This is a genomic window from Paenibacillus sp. 7523-1 (assembly GCF_002276415.1).
GTDB classification, from domain to species: Bacteria; Bacillota; Bacilli; order Paenibacillales; family Paenibacillaceae; genus Paenibacillus; species Paenibacillus illinoisensis_A.
In genome coordinates this window covers 504,983-522,981 of record NZ_NPBR01000005.1, presented here as the reverse complement: position 1 = coordinate 522,981, position 17,999 = coordinate 504,983, and the positions used below count along the sequence as shown (strand labels likewise).

Genomic DNA, 17,999 nt, shown 5'->3' with positions numbered 1-17,999 from the left:
ACGAGTCAGCACTTGATGGGCATTGGAGCCGCTAGCTTATCCTAGATAAGTTAGCGGTTTTTTGGTCCGATTCCTAATCTGGGGTATGATCGTTAAGCTAACCTCATATGATGATCAACATGTAGGAAATAACAATTTAGACAAAATGTTCTTGACGTAATGTAGTGGAGCGAATACAATAAACAACAAATATGTGTAACGGGTGGGTAGATGAATATGTTCATGCTATTAAGGGATATACATTCAATAACTGAATAAGCATGAGCATAGATACGATCTTAGGATGAATGTCAGTGTGTAGACAGTCGTGCTTGTGCAGCCCCTGTCGTGGACACTATTCATTTTTGCGATGCAGAGGAGAAATCCGGAAACGATTTTTGATTTCATATGGTTCTCTTGTTGATACAAAGCTGTAGATGAACATCAGTTCATCTATGGCTTTTTTGCATGCATCCCGCCAATCGGTTCACATGGAAAGGAGATCTTGTAGGCTACCGGGCTTCAATTCATTTTATATCCTAAGGGAAGAAAGTTGGTAAAGGTATGAATAAACCTTCTCAAAGCTATACGATTTGGTTTTCTCAACGCACAGGCAGTACACTGCTTGGTGAAGCTTTAAGTTCAACAGGCGTTGCAGGTAAACCTGGTGAATGGCTGCATTTCCAGCACAAGCGTCCGGAGACATTGCAGCACGCAGATCTGGAGCAAATCTGGGAGATGGGTACAACACCTAATGGGGTATTCGGCATCAAAATCAATTTTGAACAGCGTTGGATCGATGCCATTCGCAAACTGTATCAGCTGCCATCCGAAACGCCGAGGGCGGAAGTATGGAGTACAGGTTTCCCCAACTGCACGAAGCATATTTACATGACACGCCGAAACAAAGTGAGGTTGGCTGTCTCCTGGTGGCGGGCTATTGTTTCAGGTGAGTGGCATCGTCAGTATGGTACTCAGGCTGAAGAGAAAGATATTGCAGATCAATACCATTTTGATGCCATTAAACATTTGCTTGTTGAGAGCAGTATGTGTGAAGCTGCCATCGAAGATTTCCTTTCGGAGTCGGGTATCGTACCTTTGACGATAGTATATGAGGATTTCGTACAAAATTACGAAGGGACCGTCCAGAAGGTGCTGGAGTACTTGGATGTTTCGTCTGCAGACGTTACCGTTGCGCCACCGGCTTTTGACCCTATCGCAGATGAGATATCCGAACAATGGGTACAAAAGTTCCGGGAAGATTGCCAGAAGGGTTGGGAGAATACAAGATGGTAAAACCACAAGTCAAATATGATGTTTGGGTGCAAGAGATGGTATTTCATGTTTTTCTGCATGATTCGTCTTAGACATTCGTCATAAAAGTCATTATGAGTTCATTGAAAAAGGAATTTAAATAGACGTAAAGGGGTGGGCAGCATGCCCAAACAAGAAAAAAGATCCATGACCTGGCTCTTCCGTTATCTGAAGCCTGTAAAAGGTCGACTCGCTCTGCTGCTGGTAATGCTGCTGACTTCTACCGGCTTGCAGCTGCTGAATCCGCAGATCATCCAGCGGTTTATTGATACAGCCGCTAGCGGTGGAATGCTCACAAATCTGATTCAGCTCGCGGGACTCTTTCTGGTCGTTGCTGTATGTAATCAGTTGATTACGGTGGCAGTCAGTTATTTTGGAAATGATGTGTCGTGGCGTGCAACTAATCAGCTGCGGGGAGATCTGCTTAAACATTGTCTGCAACTGGATATGCGTTTTCACAATGTAAAAACACCCGGGGAGATGATTGAACGTGTCGATGGAGATGTAACGAGCATTTCCAACTTTTTCGCCATGTTTATTGTTCAGGTCATCGGGAGTTTTGTATTGCTTGCCGGCATCCTCGGATTTATGTTCACGGTGAATGTACCTATTGCCATCGTTATGACCGTGTTTACGTTATTATCGATTTTATTTATGGTATTTATCCGTAATCTGGGCGTACAATCTTCCAAAAATGAGCGAGAAGCAAGTGCATCCCTGTTCGGCATGATCGAAGAACGGATTGCCGGAATTGAAGATGTACAGGCGAACGGGCACGTGCCGTATGTCATGAGCCGTTTCTACAAATTAATGCGGATGGTATTCCTGAAAGGCCGGAGAGCCTGGATGCTCCGTGTAATTCCGTGGAATACCACCGTGATTTTATTCGCCATTGCTGTTACAGTGGTTCTCTTGCTGGGTGTTCATTATTTTATGCAAGGGGCGATTAGCATCGGAACCTTGTTTCTGATCTATCAATATACCCAGATGCTAAATGATCCGATTGAGATGCTGGGAGATCAGGTGCAGGAGTTTCAAAAAGCGAAATCCGGTATGCTTCGTTCCAGGGAACTGCTTGCCCTGAGCAGTGAAATCAAAGACGGAGACCAGGAACAGCTGCCGCATGGAGCGCTTGGTCTTGAATTTGAACATGTACACTTCAGCTATAACATCGATAAGCCTGTTTTACAGGATATTCATTTTAAGATTGAGTCTGGTCAGAGGCTTGGAATTATTGGTCGCACAGGCAGCGGCAAGTCAAGCCTGAGCCGGGTGCTGCTTCGTTTATATAATCTGGACCGGGGTGTTATCCGCGTTGGCGGTACGGATATTTCCAAACTTAGCTTGAAGGCACTGTACAGACGGGTGGGTATGGTTACGCAGGATGTTCAGCTGTTCGATGGCACACTGCGGGATAACCTGACATTGTTCAATCAGGAGGTGTCGGATGACATGATCCTGGAAACGACGGATCGACTGGGTCTGCGTCAATGGATTGATACCCAGCCAAATGGGCTGGATACTCATTTGACGGCGGGTGGTTCATCCTTGTCCGCTGGGGAAGCGCAATTATTTGCTTTAACCCGGGTATTTCTGACCGAGCCGAGTCTGGTTATTCTGGATGAACCATCCTCACGTCTGGATGCGGCTACGGAACACTTGCTCCAGTCGGCTGTCAACCAGTTGATGCAGCAATGTACGGGAATTATTATTGCTCATCGTCTGGCTACGCTTGAACAGGTAGATCAGATTATGGTATTGGGGGATGGCCGGATATTGGAATTCGGTGCGAGGGAAGATCTGGCGAATAATCCGAATTCTCATTATGCACGGCTGCGAATGACAGGCAGAGAGGAGGAACTTGCGTGAATGTGGCAGGGTTTATTGGACGGCTGTTTCGATTTAGAACTGTATTATTCATCATTAACGGTTTGTTGTGGTGTTTGTTTCATTCCTTGCCATTAGCTATTGGTATTGGGATGCAGTGGTTTTTTGACCGGGTGACGATCGGATCCAGTGACTACTTATGGCTGGCAGTGCCGCTAGTATTCATTGCGCTAGTAAGATTAGCCAGAGTAGGCACGTTCTTTGCTGCTTTCTATGCGTGGATTACATATGTCTTTCACATTCAGGCCATTCTTCGTACCAATATGCTGGCTGGCATTATGCGTTGGCCTGGACGTAATCTTCCGGCTTCACCCGGAGAAGCGATGAGTCGCTTTCGTGATGATGTGGACGAAGTTGTCGAGTACGCTGAGTCCTGGGTAGACTTCTGGGGAAGGCTTGTGTTTGCAATTGTATCCATCGTCATTATGGCGAACATCAACTGGAAAATCACACTGGTTGCCGTCATGCCATTACTTGTAGTTACGCTGCTGAACAATCTGTCAGGTAATCGCGCACGTAAATACGCCCAGAAAAATCGGGAGGCTACAGGGCGGATTACGAGTTTTATAGCGGAAACGTTTGGTGCTGTGCAAGCGTTGAAACTGGGGCAGGCTGAGCAGCATGTTTCAGCCCGGTTCAATGAACTCAATGAGGATCGTCGTCAAGCAGCCTTAAGGGATAATCTGTTCAAACAGTGGATGAGATCCCTGAATCAGCATGTGCTCAGCATTTGTACAGGGTTAATCCTGCTGATGTGTGCAGCCGAAATGAGAACCGGACAATTCACTGTAGGTGACTTTGCCTTGTTTACATCGTATCTTGCTAATATAGGCTTTAGCATTTCCTTATTCGGGTACATGGTATTCCAGCATAAACGACTGAAGGTCTCATTTGACCGCATGCGCAAGCTGTTTCGTCCTGGTGAAGAGGATTGCATCATCGAATCAAGAGAGATCTATCTGTATGAGGATCCGCCGGAACCAGTTGAACTACAGAGAGAAAAGGACGATAAACTTAGGGAGCTGGAAGTCAGCAATCTGTCATACCATTATCCTAATTCTTCAAAAGGAATTCAGAATATTAACCTCCGACTGAAACGTGGACAATTTATTGTGATTACCGGACGAATCGGATCGGGAAAATCTACACTGGTGAGGACACTTCTTGGATTATTGCCGAAACAGGAGGGGCGTATTCGGTGGAACGGGGAAGAGGTAGATCCAGCAACATTCTTGATGCCGCCTCGTGCGGCTTACACGCCCCAGGTCCCTCGATTGTTCAGTGATACATTGAAGGAGAACATTGTGCAAGGCAAAAAGGGCAGAGTAGGCGAATCGCTCGCACGTGCCATTCGCCTGGCTGTTATGAAAAAGGATATTGAACACCTCGATCAGGGATTGGAAACCTCCGTTGGTCCAAGGGGTGTCATGCTATCAGGTGGACAGATTCAGCGTGCAGCCACGGCACGGATGCTAATGACTGAAGCGGATCTGTATATCTTCGATGATCTATCGAGTGCACTGGATGTGGAGACGGAAAAGCAGGTTTGGGAGGGTTTATCCAACGAGCAGCATGTAACATGTATTGCCGTTTCACACCGGCGGGCAGCACTCTCCAAGGCAGATCATATTATTGTATTAAAAGATGGCCGTATTGAAGCAGAAGGAAGCTTGAGCGAGCTGCTTGCGACCAGTGAAGAAATGCAATTGCTCTGGCAGGGAGAGCAAGCGCCTGTGAAAGTGGGATAAGATCAGATTCAACAACCACATAAAAAGCCGTACAGTTAACTCTTTGCAAGAGTTTGTCTGTACGGCTTGTTTGTATTCAACTTTGCTGCAATTCTTTATCTGAGCAGCTGTGCAATCAGGGAATAAGCGATGATCACCAGGAATACAATCGTAATGTGATTAATGGAGAAAATGAACATTTTATGTGACCATTTCTTGGTTTGGTTACGATCAAATGTTGCCACGCTAAGAATGAGCCATGCCAAGCTGACCAAGAAAGCAACAATTGCCACTAACGGGCTAAGCGGCCAGAATAAAAAGCTGGAGAGCAATAACAATACCAGATACACATTCGTTTGAATATACGTGCGTCTGATTCCTTTGACAACAGGAAGCATTGGGACACCAGCTGCCTTATATTCGTCAAATCGGCGGATGGCAATACCGTAAAAGTGTGGCATCTGCCACAAGAGCATGGTAACCACCAAAGCCCAGATTTCGAAATGTCCGAGTTCCGGTGAGATTGCAGCCCAACCAATCAGTGGTGGAACGGCACCGGACAAGCTGCCTACTTCCGTATTGTAAATTGTTGTGCGTTTGGTCCACATGGTATATGGGAAGACATAAAGCAACAATCCCAGGATACCAAATACTGCTGCGGAAGGCGAAGCAATATACAGTAGAATGCCCCCAATCACCGTAATGGTGATCCCCAGAATCAGTCCGGACTTGGTATCAACTTGACCGGTAACGGTCGGACGTGTTCTTGTACGTTCCATAATCGCGTCAATATCCCGGTCGTACAAGTTGTTGAACACACCAGCAGCCCCGATGATCAGAGAGGAGCCGATGACAGACAGTATGATCGGCACAATGTTGGCTATGAATGAGGCATCAAATACATACAATGCCAGACACAAACCGGCAAGCATGGCGATCAGATTGGACTTGATGATTCCGACTTTGATCGTATCAAAGAATACTTTCGGAATGGAGCTATACTCTAGTTCAATTTTGGGTTGAGACCCCTTATTCAATGTTTTCAAATGCTCACTTCCTATATCTATACTTATATATCTCGTGCCCTTATTATAGCATTTAGTTTACTATGTGAATTAAAACACGTTTTTGTTTAAAAATACTGTCAATTGATTGTGAACAATTTAAAAACAAGGTTTTTTTTAATTGTTAAAAATGAATTTCTGTGCTACAGAAGTCATGAAAAAAACGAAGATATATTAATAATTGAGAAAAATATACTTGCGTTTTTGAAAGTAAGGCTCTATTGTAGATATAAAGGATCTTTAATTGATTTTAAATTCATTCTCTTTATTATAGCCTATCTGGTTGTTATTGTCAGGGGAAGCTGTTTTAATCCATAGGTGATGAAGGAGAGAATCTTTTTTTGGGGTTAATTAGAGACTTTAAGTATCTGGAAAGGGTGTTTAAAATGAAGAAAACAGTAGATGTGATTATCATAGGCGGGGGACCATCCGGTCTGAATGCCGCATTGGTCTTAGGAAGAGCCAGAAAAGAGGTTGTAGTGATCGACGAAGGGCGCCCCCGTAATATGGTGACTCGTGAAACTCATGGTTTCTTGACAAGAGACGGGGCAACGCCTAGTGAATTCCGCCAAATTGCCAAAGAGCAGATCCGCGCCTATCCTTCTGTACATATCATGGAGGACACAGCCGCTGCCGTCTCAGGAAGGGAAGGTTCATTTGAAGTAACAACGGTAGAAGGAAAGATCGTAAGAGGCCGGAAGCTTCTTTTTGCAGTCGGTAAAAAAGACCAGCCTCTCGACATTCCCGGACTGTCCGCGGTATATGGCAAGAGTGCCTTTGTATGCCCATACTGTGATGGCTGGGAGTTAAGGGACCAACCACTTGGCATCATTGTGAGCGGGGATAAAGCCGTACACATGGCCAAAGTAATATCGGGTTGGACGAACCGATTCACCATACTAACGAACGGAACTGAAATGACGGAGCAACAGCGGGAGGAATTGAAGCAGCATCGGGTGCCTGTATTAGACGCACCGATCCAATCCATTGAATCGGAGGAAGGAATGGTTAGGCAGATTGTGCTGGAGGACGGAAATACCCTGGAGTGTACAGGCATTTTCTTCGCACCCAAGCTTGTCATCGGTTCGCACCTGGCTCAAACACTGGGGTGTGAAGTAACGGAGTCAGGGACAATTAAGGTTGATGAGTTGGCCAAAACGTCCGTACCGGGCGTCTTCAGTTCGGGAGATGCAGCATCGGAAATATATCAGGCGATAACTGCAGCTTCGTTGGGCGCGCTCGCGGCCGTTAGCATGAATAGTGAGCTGAACGCCGAGGCCTGGGATAATTCAGGAAAGTTATAAATGTCGATAGTTTAGTAGAGTAGGTCAGATTGGTTTTTAATGAAAACTTGTGGGCAGGTAAACGGAATGTTGATTTTTTCAGAGATCGAGTACGAGCAGACGTACTAGGATCAAGGCGGCGAAAAGCCGTCTTTTTATATTCTTAGCCGATAATACAATCTCTTCGCTGCTTTTTATATGAAGATAACAAACTGTTAGCGTTTCCATAACATTTCTTTGATAAAGTTGTTGACAGTACTTCTGGAAACGGGTTTAATTATGTAGACCGATTGTTATAATTCAGATTAAGGAAGTGGCTCCATTGAGTGAAAAGTCTAATGCTAAAGAACAAATTGTCAGCACAGCAGCCAGACTGTTTTTTTCACAAGGATATCATGCGACCGGTCTTAATCAGATTATTAAGGAGAGCAGTACGCCGAAAGGATCGTTATATCATTATTTTCCGCACGGCAAGGAAGAGCTCGCACACGAGTGCATCCAGAAAGCCAATGAACACATCATGCAGAAATTCGAGGATACCTTTGCAGCCCATGAGAGCACAGGGGACGCCATCCAGCGATTTATTCATGACATGGCTGATGAAACGGAAGCGGCTGGTTTCACGGGGTTTCTGCCATTCAGCTTTTGGGCAGCCGTGGAGACTTCCTGTATCAGTCATCAACTGCGTGTGGCATGCCAGGGTGTATTCGCCAATTGGCAGAACATCATTACGAAACATCTGATGATGGAGGGCGTTGGTGAGGAGAAAGCACGAGAAACGGGTCTTTTGGTCATCTCTTTAATGGAGGGAGCACTGATTATCAGTCTGACCAATCAGGATAAACAGCCTCTGCTGACGGCTGCTGATTATTTGTCAAGTGTGGCTAAGAATGCCAGAGGGATTCATTAAGTCTGCACAAAGAGAGAAACAGTTATAATGTTTGAGGAGGATGGATCGTGGAGGTTTCCATGAAGGCTGGTTCTGTACAGGACCAAGAAGAAACAAAGCAATATAAGGTACTGCCCATATTATTCGCGATGCTGTTGAGCGGATTCATTGGCCTGTTCGGTGAAACAGCGCTTAATGTGGCACTGACGCCGCTGATGACCCTGCTTGAAGTTGGACCCACAACGATTCAATGGTTGACGACAGGTTACCTGCTCGTACTGGGTATTTTGGTGCCGGTTTCCGGTATGTTATTACAATGGTTTACAACGAGACAGTTGTTTACAACCTCTCTGATATTTTCGATTGCGGGAACCATTGTTGCTGCACTCGCACCAAGTTTTGAACTGCTTTTGGTTGCAAGGGTACTGCAGGCTGTAGGAACAGCTCTATTGCTACCTTTGATGTTTAACACGATTTTGGTTATTTTCCCGATTGAAAAGCGTGGTGCTGCCATGGGACTAATCGGTCTCGTAATCATGTTTGCTCCAGCGAGCGGTCCGAGTATTTCCGGATTGATTTTGGCTAATCTGAGCTGGCACTGGATTTTCTGGATTTCATTGCCGTTCTTCATTATCTCACTGGTGTGCGGCTTGTTGTTCTTACCGAATATTTCGAAACTGACCAAGCCGAAAATTGATGTTATTTCTATTATATTGTCTACCCTCGGTTTTGGCGGAATTGTATATGGATTCAGCAGCGCGGGTGGACATGGGGATACAGGCGGAGGCTGGACCAGTCCGGTCGTGGTAATTACCCTGGTTGTCGGAGTAGTGTCCTTGCTGCTATTCAGCATCCGTCAGTTACGAATGAAACAGCCAATGATGGATCTGCGCGCATTCAAATATCCGATGTTTACGATCGGCTTGATCCTGATCTTCATCTGTATGATGATGATGTTGTCTTCAATGTTGATCCTTCCAATGTATCTGCAGCAAGGTATGGCTGTTACAGCACTGACTGCAGGACTGGTATTGCTGCCGGGCAGCTTGCTGAACGGATTCTTGTCTCCAGTTATGGGACGTTTGTTTGATAAATTTGGTCCAAAATGGCTCGTTATCATTGGCCTGGCGATCGTGGCTGTTGTTCTGTTCATGTACACTGGCATTACGCCGACAACGGCTTTGGGAACAATCATTACCATGCATGTGTTCATGATGATCGGGATTTCCATGATCATGATGCCTGCTCAAACGAACGGTTTGAACCAGCTGCCGCCAGAGTATTATCCTCACGGCACAGCGATCATGAATACATTACAGCAAGTATCCGGTGCGATCGGTACTGCGGTTGCCGTAAGTATTCTGAGCGCGGGTCAGACTCGCTTCTTGAGCAATGTAACTAACCCGGAGAGCCCGGAAAACCAGCTCGCTGGTTTCACGTCAGGGGTACAGAATGCATTTGTATTTGCACTGGTTCTTGCCGTGATTGGTCTGGTGATCTCTTTCTTTGTTAAACGGGTGAAGGTTGGATCACAACAAGGTCAACAAGGCCCTATGCATTAATTCAATATCACTCAACATTAAACGATGTTCTTCCAGCTGCGGCTGGGGGACATCGTTTTTTTATATTTTGTCACCTTGACATGGAACGGGTTTCATCCATTAAAGTGGAAAAAAGTCAGCTGCAGTACGTCAAAAGTCACATATATGAACATGAAATCAAATAGTTCATGTTCTGGCGAAATTGGATATGTTCAACTTCTAGTTTAGCGACAATAATAGTGAAGTAAGATTCATCACAAAGTGGAAAACGTTTTAGTTTTGATAATCTATCAAGGAGAACTCTTTTATGAAAATCATTCAACCATTACCACCACATCTGGAAGATATGCTATTGCGTTATGAACGGAATGGGCACCTGAACATGCAGGCTTCGCTGCTGGGAAAACAGTCTGTTGTCTATAAAGTACAGGAATACTGCCTCAAAGTGTACACCAAGCGTGGGAAGATCGGTGGAGAACTCGAGGGCGAAGCCATCATGTCCATGCAAAGCAACTGCCATGTCCCCAAACTGTATGCCTACTCTCCAGGATATTTTATCTTGACCGAATGGATTGATGGATATAATCTGAGACAGTATCGAGAGTACTTTGGGCATATTCCGTGCAACCTGATCTACGATATGTTATATTCCGAACTTGAGCAGATTCAGTCTGGCTATCGGGATTGGGATGTGATACGTTATGAAAATTTGCTCTGGACCCATGAGGGAAATGTGAAAAGAACTGATTTTTGGCTATGTGAGCCAGCAGGACCCGAGCGAGAAGGTATGGAAGAAGCGGTGATCCGTAAAATCAATGGAGTTCAGGCTGGTGATGAAGCAGAAGTAAGGAGAATACAGGAATATCTTTTTCGGCATGGTCTTACAGCTTCAGAAGTTCAGCACGCAATGGAGCAGTTCCAATCTCAGGTTAATGAATCCATTATTTCATAGTGAACCAGCCATTATGAAGAACAGAAGGTAATAAGATGACCAAATACGAAAATCAGATTCCAACATCGATGAATATGAGCTTGAAGGCCATGCTGAGCATGCTTCGGGATTCCCTTAGAAGTGGTCAGGACCGAAGACCTTTAAGTCATATACCGATAGTGAAAAGTGAGTTTAGCGAAAGGTTGAACGCTGATGATCATCCACAAGTAACATGGTTCGGACATTCAGCTTTTCTGCTTGAAATGGAAGGAACCAGAATGCTTTTTGATCCCATGTTGGGGAACCGTCCATCTCCGGTATCATGGGTGGGGACGAAGCGCTACAACGTCAATTTGCCAGTTCAGCCAGAAGATCTTCCGCCGCTGGATGCCATCATCTTATCTCATGATCATTATGATCATCTGGATTATTCCTCCATTCGGAGGCTGATGAATAAAACCGAACGGTTTATCGTACCTCTTGGCGTACGCCGGCGTTTGATTCAAATCGGTGTGCCTTCGGATAAAATTACCGAGCATGGCTGGTGGGACGAGCTTCAATTCAAGAGCCTGACACTGGCATGCACGCCTGCAAGGCACTTTTCGGGGAGAGGATTATTCGATCGTAACTCCACGCTATGGTGCTCATGGGTGATCTCGGGACATGAGACAAAGGTGTTTTTTAGTGGAGACAGCGGGTACGGACCTCACTTCAAGGAGATCGGTGACAAGTATGGGCCATTCGACTTGACGATGATGGAATGTGGACAATATGACGAACGGTGGGCCAACATACATATGATGCCGGAAGAAACCGTACAAGCCCATCTGGATGTAAAAGGAAAGCTTCTCATTCCTATTCATTGGGGAGCATTCACTCTTGCCTACCATGCTTGGACCGATCCGGTTGAACGAATTACCCAGGCAGCACAACGCGCGAATGTCGACATCGCGACTCCGAAAATTGGAGAAAAGGTGCAAATCCACAACGGAATTTATCCAATGGAACGTTGGTGGAAATCCGGCTTCTAGTAATATTACAGCGTCTACTCAGCACATGAGTGGACGTTTTTTATTTTAACATTGATAATGCACTATAAATTAAGAGGATGCCCATAGCCATATTGAATGGACGCTCATATCTCACGAGTACACTCTGAAATATCACTCCGCATAAGGCCCATGTCATATTGGCACTGATCCCTACAATCGTTAACAATACAGAGAATACCATCATGTGAGCATGTGACTGGGCAAGCGGCAAGACAAACACTGAGATTGCGGTTAAACCATACAAAATGACTTTGGGATTCATGAACTGTAGAGTGAAGCCAAACCAAAATGAATAGGGGTTGGTGCGATTGTCTACCTGTTGTGAAGACGTACTACGCATAATTTTGAACGCCAGATAGATGAGATAGACACATCCCAACACATTCAAAACGGGTCTGATTCTCGGAATAGACTGATGCAGAACAAGATTGAAATAACTGGATAGAAACATAATCAGCAGGCAGCCCGCGGCTACACCACCAACAAAAGGCAATGTCTTGGCAAATCCCCGAAGTCTAGCTTGAGTCATGGCGATAATGTTATTGGGACCCGGTGTAAATGATGCGACAATGGCATACGTCAATAAAGGAATAATCATGATTGTCCTCCTCAAAAAGTTCGTTGTGTGCTATAATTGCATAAAATGTACACTATAACGTTTGTGCGTTATTATTGTACGATATGGACTATATATTACACAACACCATTTTTAAAGAGGTGGTTACAGGTTGGAAAATATCAATGTTGTACTTGCTCAAAATCTGAAGCAGATCCGAGAGCAAAGAAAGCTTAGTTTGGATAAGGTTGCCGAAATGTCAGGGATCAGCAAGACCATGTTAGGTCAGATTGAACGGGGAGAATCGAACCCTTCCATCGCTACCGTCTGGAAAATTGCGAACGGCCTCAAAGTTTCGTTCACCGCATTAATTCATGAGCCGAAATCGGATGCGTCGATCGTGAAGGGTGATGATATTCACGTGTTAACGGAGGAAAACGGAAGAGTACGGATTTATCCTCATTTTCTCTTTGAAGAGGGGCGTCGGTTCGAAATGTATGTTCTGGAGATGGATGAGGCAGCTTCATGGAATGCAGAGCCGCACATTGATGGAACAGAGGAGTTTATTACCGTCTTTGAAGGGGAAATTACGATTCATGTCGGGGGAGAAGATTTTAAGGTGAAGCGGGGGGAGTCCATTCGCTTTCGAGCAGACAAGCCGCATCGTTATATAAACTCTGGAGTTTCGGAGAACCGACTTAGCATGGTTATTCATTATCCCGGTTAAATTGTTTTCGATTTTTTTGAGTTAAAAGGACTGTCTTTGTGGACGCTTCGGAGGCAGGCCGACATTTGCAATTAATCTGTAAAATGCTCGCGTTTTTTTGAAACATTACTAATTAATAAGTAAGAGATGTTAACTTGGAATAACAGGAATCATCTCTTACTTATATGGAACATAACCGCACTATACGATTAGTCAACTACCGGTTTGCTAACTCAATCCCAGTTCCATACCTCTACACGGCTCAATTGGAAATGATGGAATTCAGCTAACTTTGTGAGTTTCTCCAACTCTCGAACAGGACCTGTAACGACCGCACCATATACTTGAACTCCATTCTTCTCTAAATAAGCAAGGCGCTGTTTATCTTGTGCTGCTTCATTATATTCAATATGGTTGGTCATCCATTTTAGTTCAGTCATCATGGCGTCAATCTGTTCCTGCATCTGTCCAGCTTCTTCGGGAACGAAGTAGTTAAACCATCTTGCACCGTTCTCATTAAATTCATAAAGAGGTTTAAGGGTAAGATGTGGAATATTATAATCGAACATACCTGCCAGTGAATAGGAAGCACCAGGCTGGGTGAATTCGCCTGAATAAATCGGCATAGCAGTCACCGCAACATCGTAATCTGAAAGAAGCTTCATCAGTTGATCGGGAGATGCTAGGTTTTTCAAGGATAGTGACATTTCTGCGACATGCCCATCATCAATTTCAGCTAGCCGTTTGAGGCTACTATTTTCCTCAGAATCTTTATGACCAGATTTACCATCAACTAGTGAGTAAGGGAGATAGAAAGGCCCAGGGTTATTGCCATTCAAATACGCTCCTGTATTGGTAATAGAATAGGTAAATTTACCGGTTATACTGAGCGTAGCTTGAATCTCACCTGTGATTACCTCCCATGAACCCACGTGTCGATATATTTTCAGATTAGCTTTCTGAGTTAAAAACGGAGTTACTTCAAAAGGTTGAGCAGATATTCTTTTTTCTACACGAAGTCCATCACCGTGCATTTCAACGACAGATATAATAGAACGCAAGAAATTGTTACGTACCTCTGATTGATCAAAATAAATATGGAGAGCTGAGACGTAAATGTGATAGACCAAAAAAACTAGAAAAAGCGCTCCTCCTGCATTAAGAAAAAATTTCCATCTTGTTTTCCATACCATTCGTTTAAATTGCTTGTGACCCCATTCAGGACGCTGTTGTTCAAAATCATCTTCCTGAAATAATCGTTCCTCATCATGTGGTATTTTAGACATACTCAAACGTCTCCTTTCATTTGTAGCATTTCTGCTTTGAATCGTTCTCTGGCACGAAAAAGAGTGACCTTAACCTGGTTCATATTCATATCCAGAATCTCGCAAAGTTCCTTATAGGATAACTCGTTCATTTCTCGTAGTAACAAAATGGTTCGATATTGTTCGGGCAGCTTCTTCATCACTTGTTGAATACGAATGGTATGTTCACGAGCTGTCAGTACTTCCTCAGGAGTCCGATATGTATTTTCTGCGCCTTGCTTCTCCAACTCTTGATTCATTTGCTTTTCTCCACGATATTTACGGTACCAATCGATAAACAAATGCCGAGCCACTTTATACAACCAAGCTCTAGCATACTTTGCATGCTCGGCTTTCATGGAAACCATAGCTCTGTAAAAGGTTTCTTGAACTAACTCTTCAGCAGTCTCCGGAGATCCACACATTCGGTATAGATAGAGATACAGGGAGGACTGGTACTGCTTGAATAGTTCTGTATATAGATCACTCCTCATTTCAAGTTTCCTCCTCCTTCTATTTAGACAACGGGGCAGAGAGACTAATGTTACAGTGGAATTGAAATTTTTAGGAGAATTATTAGAATACATATCATTTAGGGGATTACTATTCGTGGAATAGAAGCTTTCTGTCCATTAAACGATGCAGCGGGGGTTTGTTGTAATTCATTCATAAAAATGATTGCTAATATTATACGGAAGACAAGCACAGCTGAGTTCAACGGTAGATTAAAATTAAAGAGATTACTGAACATATCAACGTAGATATATGGCATTATGAAGTCAGAGTTTCTTATCTTCATGAGTCTGAAGTGTTGAACATTTCAAAAAAGAACTAGCACGATACATGGTTTGCTACAATCACAAACGTATTAAGTCAAAATAAAAGGCATGAGCCCGGTACAATACCGAGAACATGCCAAACAAGTTGCATAAAAGTATTTGTCTAACTTTAAGAGGGGAGTTCTAAGGTGGCTGCTTTAGGAGGTATCATTTTGAATTAATTCTGAAGTTGATGCAGAAACTCAATCGTTCAAGGCTGGACTGCTGCTTGACGCTGGATCTCTTTGGCGCTTAGAGCTTTGTCATACACTCTAACCTGATCCATTTTGCCTTGATAGAACGGATCGGCAGCATATCGACTTTTGCCCAGATAGGCTTCCGAAGCTTGTAGATCCTTCGGATTGAACGTGATCTCAGAGCTGCTTGCCACTGATTTGCCGTTTACATATAAGGTGCCCGTGTCTCCTTGCAATGTAACGGCGACATGAACCCATTGATTGCTTGGCAGCGCTTCAGTCGCGATCAGACTCTGATCACGACCCTGATCATGAATGGTGAATTGCAGAGCACCGTTATGTTGGGATGGTGTAAGGAACATATGTCTGGTCAAGCCATTACCGAAGTCGAATATACGCTGCCAAGCTCCGCCCCCATCCCAGTTTACCCAAGCACTGAACGTGAAGTCCGTTGTGTCTGTGAGGAGTCCAGGCAGTTGAATGTAGCTGTCTTTTCCGTTAAAGGCAGCAGCCTGATTCTTGTTGCTAACCGCTGAGCTTACTACATTAAAAGACTGGCCATGATAACCGTTTTTACTAAAATCCTGTGCGATTTTAGCGAGTTTTTTGTTGTCAAACGTATACTCGCCCAGCAGTGGGCCAGCTGCCTGTTCAGGTACGGTCACGCTGAATGTTTTGCTGGCTGTGGCCGTCCCTTTTCGAATGGTTGCGGTCAATTTTACTTTGGCATCCCCTTTGCCGCTGCGAGGCCGATTTACTGCTCCATCAGCCGATAGGACAGAGGGAAGAGAAGATTTCCATGTGATCTGACTATCACGTGTACCTGTGGTGGGGAGGGAGAGATCATAGAAAATATTCTCCGTATTTCCAAGCGTCAGATCCTTCTTCACAGCCTGCACCACATCCTGATCTTTCATGGCATTCATCTGGCTTCCCCAGACCGCTACACCGGATGAAGAGAGAGCACTGAAAGTTAGCACGTTCTGCTGGGATTCGGCATCCCATTCCTGGGTGAAGACACCTTCGTATACCACATTATTGGTCGTTATTTGTACCTTGTTGTCCTCCAGGAGGCTCCATGTCCCTGTTACAGCACCAGTAACCTGGCCGTTTGCCGCAAACTGAACGATCTGGGATGACTTGATCTCAGCTGTGATATCCTTCCCATGATTAACCCACTTATATGAACCAGCTGCACTATGTTCGGTCACTTGAACTGAATCGCTCTTCATGCCTGCATAACGGTAAGGAGATACGACAGGCCATCCTTCGGAGTTCATATGCATCTCATGAACCCGCACCTCATGTTCTTCTCCTCGATTCGGAAAGCGGGAGTGGAAGATGAGGAAGTGCTTGCCGGTCTCTTCATCATAATAAGCAGAGTTGTGTCCTGGAGATACATATCCTGTCCCCTGACCCGTACCAGGGTCGCCGATCTGTCTCTCGAACAGGTAGTTCCCGAGTAATTTTACGCCAAATGGCTCAATGGATTCATCATCAAACAAAGGTTTATCCTTGTCTGCCATAACCTTGATCATATCGTTGCCTTCAGCATCGTAGAAGGGACCGTCCGGTGTTTTGGAGCGGGCAACACGAATGTTATATCCACCGTCAGCCGCGAGTCCTCCATAAGACAAGTACAGATAATAATAATCGGTTTCGGGACTGTAGAGCATATAAGGGGCCTCAATTCGGCTGTGGTTGCCTCCGGTCAGCTTCTTGCCATAACCTTGATTCGGCAGTGGTTTGCCGGTAGTCTCATCCATTTCGAGAATGAAAATCCCCCCGGAGTAAGAACCGTATACCATCCATAGCTTGCCGTCTTTATCATAAAACACATCCGGATCGACCACGTTGGGATGCTTGGTCGCATCATAGATGGTGCCATCTTCACTAATTTCATCCCACATGCCTGATTTCAGCAAAAGTCCCTGATCCTTGTATGGGCCTTCAATGTTGTCAGCTACGGCGACTCCAAGGGCCGACCGGGGAGAATCCCCTTTGCAGGCATTGTAATACATATAGAATTTGCCATCTGCCAGTTGAATGACATCAGCTGCCCAGAGCGTATCCGTCTGAGCCCATTGCAGAGCTTCTGCGAATTCCTTGGTTACATTGGGAACGACAGGATTGTCATCCGTGACGCCTGAAGCGACGGAATCCCAGCTGATTAAATCTTTGGACTTAGCTACCTGCAGATGGGAGCCGAAGACATAATACGTATCATCTACCTTGATGACAGAAGGGTCATGAACGGAGACGTTTTTAAACGCAGGTAACTGATTTTCGTTTAATATAGTGGAACTTTGCGAATTAAAAGCAGTTGAGGTTGTATTGTCCGCCAAAGCGGAGACTGGCGAAAGAGCTGGTGCAGAGAGCAATGCCGTACTAAGTGCAATGACCAAATAACGCTTCATACGTGTCCCCTTTCTTCATTCACAAAAATATAAAACAAGTTAAAAATACAACGGATGAACGTGGTAGTGCAGTCCTCCTTTCAGTTATTTCTATAATCAAGCGCTTACATTTGCTATAATATCAATTAATTTATATTTTTGTAAACCATGTTGTTGAAACAAGTTAAAAAAAAGAAAAATGAACAGCTAAAGCTTAAATTTATTTTGATTTAGCACCGATTAGAAGTTTTTAGTTGAAAATCCAATTCGAAATGAGTACTATAACGAGTATATGATATATTTATACTTTTATTAATGATTCACGTTTTTATGAATTAATTGATGATCTTACATA

14 protein-coding genes and 1 pseudogene are annotated in these 17,999 nt (G+C 44.5%); 10 read left to right on the top strand and 5 right to left on the bottom strand.

The genetic code is table 11. The features are described 5' to 3' along the window. Positions 1-543: 543 nt before the first annotated feature. The 3 genes from CHH60_RS05745 to CHH60_RS05735 all read left to right on the top strand — a co-directional run bounded on the left by CHH60_RS05745 (position 544) and on the right by CHH60_RS05735 (position 4,928). The gene (locus tag CHH60_RS05745) at positions 544-1,275 is read left to right on the top strand and encodes a Stf0 family sulfotransferase (protein ID WP_095358325.1); all 732 of its coding nucleotides are present in this window, start codon (positions 544-546) and stop codon (positions 1,273-1,275) included. A gap of 141 nt (positions 1,276-1,416) precedes the next feature. Beyond that, positions 1,417-3,162: an ABC transporter ATP-binding protein gene (locus tag CHH60_RS05740; RefSeq protein ID WP_095358324.1), complete on the top strand. Its 1,746-nt coding sequence runs from the start codon at positions 1,417-1,419 to the stop codon at positions 3,160-3,162. Further along, the gene (locus CHH60_RS05735) at positions 3,159-4,928 is read left to right on the top strand and encodes an ABC transporter ATP-binding protein (protein ID WP_095358323.1); all 1,770 of its coding nucleotides are present in this window, start codon (positions 3,159-3,161) and stop codon (positions 4,926-4,928) included. The genes CHH60_RS05740 and CHH60_RS05735 overlap by 4 nt, the downstream gene beginning before the upstream one ends. Positions 4,929-5,023: 95 nt before the next feature. Here the strand turns inward: CHH60_RS05735 and cyoE are convergent, their stop codons facing one another. After that, entirely contained in the window at positions 5,024-5,953 is a 930-nt protein-coding gene (cyoE, locus tag CHH60_RS05730) for a heme o synthase (RefSeq protein WP_095358322.1), read from the bottom strand. 404 nt (positions 5,954-6,357) lie between these two features. Between cyoE and CHH60_RS05725 the strand changes: the two genes are divergently transcribed. The 5 genes from CHH60_RS05725 (at position 6,358) to CHH60_RS05705 (ending at position 11,646) form a co-directional block, all read left to right on the top strand. Then, positions 6,358-7,275 carry an NAD(P)/FAD-dependent oxidoreductase gene (locus tag CHH60_RS05725; protein ID WP_095358668.1) on the top strand — a complete coding sequence of 306 codons (918 nt, stop codon included), beginning with the start codon at positions 6,358-6,360 and terminating at the stop codon, positions 7,273-7,275. 301 nt (positions 7,276-7,576) lie between these two features. Further along, positions 7,577-8,164: a TetR/AcrR family transcriptional regulator gene (locus CHH60_RS05720; RefSeq protein ID WP_095287417.1), complete on the top strand. Its 588-nt coding sequence runs from the start codon at positions 7,577-7,579 to the stop codon at positions 8,162-8,164. A gap of 59 nt (positions 8,165-8,223) precedes the next feature. Then, the gene (locus tag CHH60_RS05715) at positions 8,224-9,705 is read left to right on the top strand and encodes a DHA2 family efflux MFS transporter permease subunit (protein WP_095358667.1); all 1,482 of its coding nucleotides are present in this window, start codon (positions 8,224-8,226) and stop codon (positions 9,703-9,705) included. A gap of 286 nt (positions 9,706-9,991) precedes the next feature. Beyond that, positions 9,992-10,636, top strand: coding sequence for a hypothetical protein (locus CHH60_RS05710; RefSeq protein WP_095358321.1), 645 nt, complete (start codon positions 9,992-9,994; stop codon positions 10,634-10,636). 35 nt (positions 10,637-10,671) lie between these two features. Continuing rightward, positions 10,672-11,646: an MBL fold metallo-hydrolase gene (locus CHH60_RS05705; RefSeq protein ID WP_095358320.1), complete on the top strand. Its 975-nt coding sequence runs from the start codon at positions 10,672-10,674 to the stop codon at positions 11,644-11,646. Positions 11,647-11,686: 40 nt separating this feature from the next. Here the strand turns inward: CHH60_RS05705 and CHH60_RS05700 are convergent, their stop codons facing one another. Beyond that, the gene (locus tag CHH60_RS05700; protein ID WP_255247834.1) at positions 11,687-12,265 is read right to left on the bottom strand and encodes a LysE family transporter; all 579 of its coding nucleotides are present in this window, start codon (positions 12,263-12,265) and stop codon (positions 11,687-11,689) included. A 130-nt stretch (positions 12,266-12,395) separates the two neighbouring features. Between CHH60_RS05700 and CHH60_RS05695 the strand changes: the two genes are divergently transcribed. Beyond that, complete coding sequence (locus CHH60_RS05695; RefSeq protein ID WP_095358319.1) at positions 12,396-12,950, top strand: helix-turn-helix domain-containing protein; 555 nt, start codon at positions 12,396-12,398, stop codon at positions 12,948-12,950. A gap of 212 nt (positions 12,951-13,162) precedes the next feature. On the opposite strand, the gene CHH60_RS05690 is transcribed toward CHH60_RS05695, so the two are convergent. Next, positions 13,163-14,215, bottom strand: coding sequence for an anti sigma factor C-terminal domain-containing protein (locus CHH60_RS05690; RefSeq protein WP_095358318.1), 1,053 nt, complete (start codon positions 14,213-14,215; stop codon positions 13,163-13,165). Between the two features lie 2 nt (positions 14,216-14,217). After that, complete coding sequence (locus CHH60_RS05685; protein ID WP_095358317.1) at positions 14,218-14,727, bottom strand: RNA polymerase sigma factor; 510 nt, start codon at positions 14,725-14,727, stop codon at positions 14,218-14,220. Between the two features lie 270 nt (positions 14,728-14,997). On the opposite strand from CHH60_RS05685, the pseudogene CHH60_RS30595 reads away from it, so the two are divergent. Next, a pseudogene (locus CHH60_RS30595) lies at positions 14,998-15,165 on the top strand (IS3 family transposase); the annotation flags it as partial. A 97-nt stretch (positions 15,166-15,262) separates the two neighbouring features. Here CHH60_RS30595 and CHH60_RS05680 read toward each other — a convergent pair. Beyond that, positions 15,263-17,665 (bottom strand): LamG-like jellyroll fold domain-containing protein, encoded by a 2,403-nt coding sequence (locus CHH60_RS05680; RefSeq protein WP_095358316.1) that lies wholly within the window; start codon positions 17,663-17,665, stop codon positions 15,263-15,265. Between the last annotated feature and the right edge of the window lie 334 nt (positions 17,666-17,999).

What these genes read in the sequence shown, in the direction of transcription:
- CHH60_RS05705 (WP_095358320.1), top strand. Translation starts at nt 10,672, where the DNA reads ATGACCAAATACGAAAATCAGATTCCAACATCGATGAATATGAGCTTG.
- CHH60_RS05680 (WP_095358316.1), bottom strand. Translation starts at nt 17,665, where the DNA reads ATGAAGCGTTATTTGGTCATTGCACTTAGTACGGCATTGCTCTCTGCA.
- CHH60_RS05745 (WP_095358325.1), top strand. Translation starts at nt 544, where the DNA reads ATGAATAAACCTTCTCAAAGCTATACGATTTGGTTTTCTCAACGCACA.
- CHH60_RS05685 (WP_095358317.1), bottom strand. Translation starts at nt 14,727, where the DNA reads ATGAGGAGTGATCTATATACAGAACTATTCAAGCAGTACCAGTCCTCC.
- CHH60_RS05690 (WP_095358318.1), bottom strand. Translation starts at nt 14,215, where the DNA reads ATGTCTAAAATACCACATGATGAGGAACGATTATTTCAGGAAGATGAT.
- CHH60_RS05700 (WP_255247834.1), bottom strand. Translation starts at nt 12,265, where the DNA reads ATGATTATTCCTTTATTGACGTATGCCATTGTCGCATCATTTACACCG.
- CHH60_RS05740 (WP_095358324.1), top strand. Translation starts at nt 1,417, where the DNA reads ATGCCCAAACAAGAAAAAAGATCCATGACCTGGCTCTTCCGTTATCTG.
- CHH60_RS05715 (WP_095358667.1), top strand. Translation starts at nt 8,224, where the DNA reads ATGAAGGCTGGTTCTGTACAGGACCAAGAAGAAACAAAGCAATATAAG.
- CHH60_RS05710 (WP_095358321.1), top strand. Translation starts at nt 9,992, where the DNA reads ATGAAAATCATTCAACCATTACCACCACATCTGGAAGATATGCTATTG.
- CHH60_RS05725 (WP_095358668.1), top strand. Translation starts at nt 6,358, where the DNA reads ATGAAGAAAACAGTAGATGTGATTATCATAGGCGGGGGACCATCCGGT.